The 5,876-nt window shown below is 66.9% G+C and carries 5 protein-coding genes; all 5 read right to left on the bottom strand.

Features of this window, described 5'->3' with window-relative positions; all coding sequences use genetic code 11:
- Positions 1-487 precede the first annotated feature (487 nt).
- Complete coding sequence (locus IG90_RS0138420; RefSeq protein ID WP_030595823.1) at positions 488-934, bottom strand: hypothetical protein; 447 nt, start codon at positions 932-934, stop codon at positions 488-490.
- Positions 935-951: 17 nt separating this feature from the next.
- Positions 952-2,034, bottom strand: coding sequence for a hypothetical protein (locus IG90_RS45385; RefSeq protein WP_206434051.1), 1,083 nt, complete (start codon positions 2,032-2,034; stop codon positions 952-954).
- Positions 2,031-3,965, bottom strand: a complete 1,935-nt coding sequence (locus IG90_RS0138410) for a hypothetical protein (RefSeq protein WP_209443596.1) — start codon at positions 3,963-3,965, stop codon at positions 2,031-2,033. The genes IG90_RS45385 and IG90_RS0138410 overlap by 4 nt, the downstream gene beginning before the upstream one ends.
- A gap of 65 nt (positions 3,966-4,030) precedes the next feature.
- Positions 4,031-4,786, bottom strand: coding sequence for a toll/interleukin-1 receptor domain-containing protein (locus tag IG90_RS0138405; protein ID WP_030595814.1), 756 nt, complete (start codon positions 4,784-4,786; stop codon positions 4,031-4,033).
- A gap of 14 nt (positions 4,787-4,800) precedes the next feature.
- Positions 4,801-5,876, bottom strand: a 1,076-nt coding sequence (locus IG90_RS0138400) for an NsdA family TPR-like regulatory protein (RefSeq protein ID WP_245170761.1), incomplete at its 5' end; no start/stop codon positions are given.

Raw genomic sequence — 5,876 nt, 5'->3', positions numbered from 1 at the left:
TTGAACTCAGGCGGGTAGTTCTTCATGACCACGAGATGTCCGTCCTCAGATCCTCAGGATCCAGTGTCTCGTGTGTCCAACATCAGGGGTCAAGGCCCCGTCTTGATCGCTCTGTGAACATCATTGCTCAATGATGCGCTGCGCGGGCACCTCTTTTGATCGCTGCGCTACCGGAGTCCCGTGGCGTCTTGCTCAGCTCATCGTCAATTGAGGTATGTGTGCCCCTTGCTCCTTCCTCCTGACGCCTCCCCGGCTGCTTGGCTGGCACGGCATTGGTGCGAGAGCTGTGCGCGGATGTCGGCACGGCTCCCGGTACGCAGCGTCGAGATAGGGCAGTCGACACGGAGGCGGCAGCATGCGGCGAGAGTGTGGAGCGCCCACGTGGGGCGCCGGACCGGGGGTGTGGCGTCGACGAACCCCCGCCCGGAACATGGGCCATGCACCACTTGAGCCGACGGCCCGTAAGTGAGGCCGGTTCGTGCACATCTCACCCTTGCACCGGGACGCTGGTGTCATGGACATGAATGGTGAGTCCTGTGATCCGGCCTGACTGGATCACAGGGCCATGCTGAACTCCACCGTTGACGTGGTTGTGTACGGGTTCCGGGCGGGCCACGGATGTGTCGACCAGCTGCCGGAGAGAGGTCAGCACCTCATGCAGCTCGGCGCTGGTGACAGAGGCCGTCTGCAGAAGCCTGTACAGGTCGGTGTGCCATCGGTCCGTGATCTCACGGGTGGCTTGCGCGTCGCCGACGCCAGCGGCAAGCAGCCTGGTTCGTGTGGCGTCAAGGTCGGCGATCATGGTGCCGCTTGCATCAGCTCGCGAGAAGAGCCGTCCGACGACCGCACGCGCCTGTGTCCAGGAGTCAGTGACCATCAGTGAGACCAACGTGGTTGCTCCCGAGGCGGCAAGCGCGGCGAGCTCGGTTTCCATTGCTTTTTCTCCTAGGGTCAGAGCCCGGACGGCGGTCGGCTTGCGCCGCCCGGGCTGTCCGGAGGCTCCCCGTCGTCTGGGGTGAAGGCCGCTGGCGGGTCGAACCTGCGCACCAGATCGTCAGCCGTCTCATGCTGCTCCTGGTCCCTGATGGCGTCGGCGAACTGCTTGGCCAGCAACCTCCTTTGGGTGTCCGCGTCCTCGAGGTCGAGAGCGGTCAGCGCGTCCGCGAGGTGGTCCGCGGCCGTCGGTGCCCGGCCGAAGGGGGCTGCCTGCCGATCCGCAAGCACCTGGCCGTCCTCCACCTCACGCGGCTGCGGGATGAGGTCCCGCAGCCGTTCGGGAACGTCGGTGTCGTTGGCCGCGGAAGTAAGCCGGGCGAGCAAGCCGAGGTCTTCCACAGTCCTCTCGACCTTTTCGTCGTTCTTGGCGAGCCACCAGACCACGGCGCTGCCGGTGTCCTTCAGCACGTCTTCGCCCAGGTACTTGCGCTTACTCTGCTCGTACTTCCGCTGGTGCTCCCAGACTGCCTGGTCCTTGCGTACCCCGGCGAGGCTGTCCAGGCGTTCCTGGTCGTGCTCGTGCAGGGTGAGCCGCACATCCTCCGCCATGGCGTGGAGCTGCCCCGTGCTGTCAGGAAGCAGCGAGCTGAGCGCACCGCTCAGCTCGTGCTGGACGAGTGAGACCCGACCGGGCTCCCGCTGCTCGGTGACCACTCGGGCACGGTCCAGTACGGATTCGACGGCGAGTCCCGCCGGGTTCAGTACCCGGCCGGGACGGGAAGCGTCGAGGGCGTACCAGCGAACAGTCGCGGAGATCAAGAAGTCATAGTCGGGCCAATGACTGGGAAGTGCCACTCGGCTGACGTGGTGCTCCGTGCGCTCGATGGGAGCCGCCGTGTGGTGTTCCTCGAAGGCGACTGGCACGGAGCCGCGGCGACGCCCGGCGATTTTGAAAGCCACGGCGGGGGCTGCGACGAGGATCACTGCAAGGGGCGGCCAAGCCCATGTGGGCCACTGTTCCGTCAGGCCGAAAATGGTCAGCACCAGACCGCACAGGATGGTGAGGAAGACGGTTGTCGTCTTGTGTCCGGTGGTCATGGTTCGGTCCCCCTGGTTGATTCCGCGCGAGGCGGTGTGGTCGGGCCGCTCAGGCGCTGAGCTGAGCAGATCTTCTGAAGTAGCAGGTCGGTAGTGAGCGCGGCGCGCGAGGATCCGACGGGCGCGGTGCGTTCGGCGTCGCGGGCGCTCGCGTAGAGCGCGGCGAAGGCTGCACCGCGTCGACCCTCGCACCGGTCGGCGGCACTGACGAGGAGTTCGAGCAAGAGGTCACCCTCGTGCCCGTCATCAGCCGCTGCGTGCATCCAGCGTTCCGCGTACGGTTGCCATGTCGGCCGAGGCAGCCCGTTCAGTACGGCGCGCCAGCAGGTGGTCACGGACGACTGCACGCTCTCCTCCTCCACCAGCGTGCGTCCGTTGTCGTACGGGTCGGTCAGCGCCTCGGCGACGCCGACCCGCAGGAAAATGCAGAGGTCAGCCGGCGCGAGTTCGGAGCGTGCCAGCCGGCGGAGCAATCTACGGCGCAGTCGGTGGCTTGTCTCCATCAAGTCACTCAGCGCTTGCAGCGCGCTGCCGGCGCTGTGCTCGTGGCGAGCCAGGTAGTACAGGCGGAGCATGGCTTGGTCGGGGTGGCCGGCTGCGACGACGTCGGCACAGACCTGGACCAGGACCTGGGCGAATTGCTCCTTGAGCTGCTTGCCGGTGCACCACTGGTAGATCCAGCCTCGGAAGCTCCGTGCATGTACCCGATCACCGAGACCACAGGTGAGTGCTTGGACGGCGGCCTCCAGCCCAGCCTTGCTCGCGGCCGTCGAGCCCCAGGCTTCGGCCAGCGACGCCAGTCCTTCCGGGCGACCCGTCCGTAGATACTCCCTGGCCAGCTTCGCCACGAGGCCGTCGCGGAGCTCCTGGGTGATGTGCGGGCCGTTCAGCGCCACACTGCGCGCGGTCCACATGCCCAGATACTGGCGAAGGTCGGGCATGTGGTCCCAGAAGTGGGCGCGGACCGCGGAGTCGTGGTCCAACTCCCCGAACCGCACGTGACCGTCCGGTCCGACACTGGCGGAGATTTCCGCCAAGCGCTCTGCGAGATCCTTACGCTGGAGCAGCGGAACATCGTCGGGCGGCAGACCCACAGTAGTCAGCAGGAGTTGAGCGGCGCGATGGATGACGTCGGCGTGAGCGCCGTGGAGCATGGCGACGGTGATCAGCAGTGCCCTCTGAGGACTGTCACCCAACGTTGCGACGAGGGTGGCGACCTCTTCTCGCCGGTCGGCCCGCGCCTTGTGCGCAGTCGTGCACCACTGCGCGAACCCTTCGTCCCACGCGGCGGCCTCGCGCGCACGCCGTACCAGGTCGGCGAAGTCCGCTATCTCTCGCAGCGGCCTCTGCTCGCGGACGAATTCTGTGACTGTGGGATCCGGGCAGAGGTACTGCTCGCTCAGTACCCCATGCATGCGAAGGTGCCGCCGCAGGACCCGCTTGCGGCATGGCTGCTGAATCTCGACCCTGTACTGCTGCAGGTCGGAGTCGAGGATTCCCCTATGTGGCATGACGACCACGAGATGTGCGTTCTGCTCGTGTACGGCCTTGCGGAGGGCGGAGAGATTGGCCCGGGCGGCGGCCCACCGTTCGGCCTCGGCGGCCGACATATCCAGCAGCAGGCGGTCGCCGGCTTCGACCAGCTCCGCGTCGGTGAGGGGCAGTTCGCCTTCCTCGCCTGGCAAGAGCTCCCGGAAGGCGCCGATGTCCGTGTGGTGTTCGCGTAGGAGTACACGGGCCGCGGAAGTCCGGCCGCTGCCAGGTGCGCCGTCCAGGATCACGGTGCCAGTGCTGGCCAGTTGGAGGCGGGCGTTCCCCATGCCGGGCGGAGCGACAAGCACGCGCCGAAGCCACGCGAGCTGGTCATCGGCGACGCGCCGGAAGGAAGGTCTGCCCGAGCTCCGCTGGTCGGCGCCGAAGGTGACGTACATGTCCCCGGTGCCGTTGTGCAGGGCCCCGCTCGTGCTGGTGACCCATGTACTGCCGCTGCGCTCGCTCACCGGTCGTCGCCCTCATGTTCTTGGGCTTCGCCGAACCGGTGCCTGATCTCACCGTGGTGGTCGCCCTCGAAATACGTCATCCCGTTGCCCGAGAAGTGCCGGCCACCCGACTCATTGCGGGAATTCTGGTAGATGTCGCCCTGGCCCGTGTGCACGGGCCCGGTGGAGGCTTTGATGACGGTGCCGCCGACGTCGCCGGTGAAGTCACGGCTCTGTACGGCCGTGCCGCTCACGTCCCCGATCGAGTTGGTCACCGAGTCCGGTGCGAGCGGGGAGACGGCGTCCCGGTCCAGGTCGCGCAGACCCGGGACGATGTCGGCCACCACGTCGCCGAGGCGTTTCAGACCTGCCTCGGTGTCATGTGTGCTGAACGGGACGGACTGGATCTCTGTAAGCCAGGCCAGTTCGTCAGGCAGGTCGGCCTTGTTCAGGCGGTCGGTCTTCCGGCCGTCAAGTACGGGGACGACGGCAAGCTCACAGTCGAACGCCTCCATGATCTCCTTGCGTACCCAGTCCTCAGGGTCGCGCAGCCGGGTCTGGAAATTCGTCCAGTCCGGGCCGATGACAGCCAGAAGCACCGCGCTGCGACGCAGGCCTGTCAGCAGTTCCTTCGGGTATGGCTGGCCGGGGGCGATGGACTTCGACGCACGGAAGATCCGGCCACTGCCGAAGCGGCGCGAGAGCTCCTGGTCGATCAGGGCGGCCGTCTTGTCGCCGTCCGCTGTACGGTAGTTGATGAATACATCGGTCATCTCTAAGCCTCTCTTCAGGATGTGGGAGGGCGCGTTAAGGTGCCGAGGCGCGGAGCAAGCTGGCGTACGGCAGCGTGTGTGGGATGCCGAGCCAGGAGACGGGCGAGACGCCGAAGATCGATCGTGACGGTCGCGGACCGGACCGTGGCTACCCCGACAAGAAGCGGTTCCGTCACAGCACACGCGTGGTCGATCTCGCCGTCCGACGCATAGGCCAAAGCCCGTCGTATCCCGTACCGCACCTGGGTGCGGACTGCGTCCCGAGAGACCAGGGCAAGCTGCCGGTCCAGTTCCTCAGCCGCCTCCCTCGGACGGCCGAGGTCGACCAGGCACCAGCCGGTGACCATGCCGACCGAGTCTGGCAGGTGCATACTGCCGATCACCGGAGTCTCGGCGTCGCCGTCCTTGCGGACAAGGAGCGTGCGGGCCCGGTCCAGCGCGCGCAGACAGGCGTCACGATCGCCTGCCAGTGCATGGCCTTGCGCCTCGCGTTGCGCCGCCAGCCCACGGATCCGCGGTGGCAGCGTGTCGCTCTGGGCCCGCTGCGCCAGTGCGATCGTCTGCGCCGCGTCATCCTGGTACAACGTGATCAGCGCTCTGCGGACCAATGCGTAGCCGCCCAGTGCGTGGTCGCCGCCGGCGGCTGCCAGATCCACCGCGCGCTGGGTCCACCAGAGTGCCGCGTGCTCGTCGCCTGTCTCCTGCATCAGCCAGCCCACGTACTCGGCGTAGCGGGAGCCGAGCGCCAACAAATCCCGGCGGGTGCCGTCATCGACATGCACGGACAGTTTCCGCAGTGTGTGTGTCTGGGCGATCAGGCCGGGAAGCAGATACCCGGGCTCGACGCTCTGCCCCAGACGCCGGTAGTGCGTGAACAGAGAGCGGGACGCCTCCAGCATGCCCGCACCTGCAGCAGGGGCGACCGGTCCCGGGCCGCCCATGCCCAATCTCATCAGCGATGCGGCGCCTGCCCCCACGACCTGTCGCCGTCCTAATACTCCAGTGCGGTTTCGTGATCTATCCGGTGAGTTGGTCAGTTGACCGTTGTCGGTAGTGGCTGCGGCGGGCTGTTGCTTGGTGGCGTCGGCGC

Source organism: Streptomyces anulatus (genome assembly GCF_000721175.1).
Lineage (GTDB): Bacteria > Actinomycetota > Actinomycetes > Streptomycetales > Streptomycetaceae > Streptomyces > Streptomyces anulatus_C.
The sequence above is the reverse complement of the archived record's forward strand: the minus strand, read 5'-3'. Positions and strand labels throughout refer to the sequence as shown.

Bases quoted from the DNA above. Each gene is read 5' to 3' on its own strand.
- IG90_RS0138420 (WP_030595823.1), bottom strand. From the start codon at position 934: ATGGAAACCGAGCTCGCCGCGCTTGCCGCCTCGGGAGCAACCACGTTG.
- IG90_RS0138410 (WP_209443596.1), bottom strand. From the start codon at position 3,965: ATGTACGTCACCTTCGGCGCCGACCAGCGGAGCTCGGGCAGACCTTCC.
- IG90_RS45385 (WP_206434051.1), bottom strand. From the start codon at position 2,034: ATGACCACCGGACACAAGACGACAACCGTCTTCCTCACCATCCTGTGC.
- IG90_RS0138405 (WP_030595814.1), bottom strand. From the start codon at position 4,786: ATGACCGATGTATTCATCAACTACCGTACAGCGGACGGCGACAAGACG.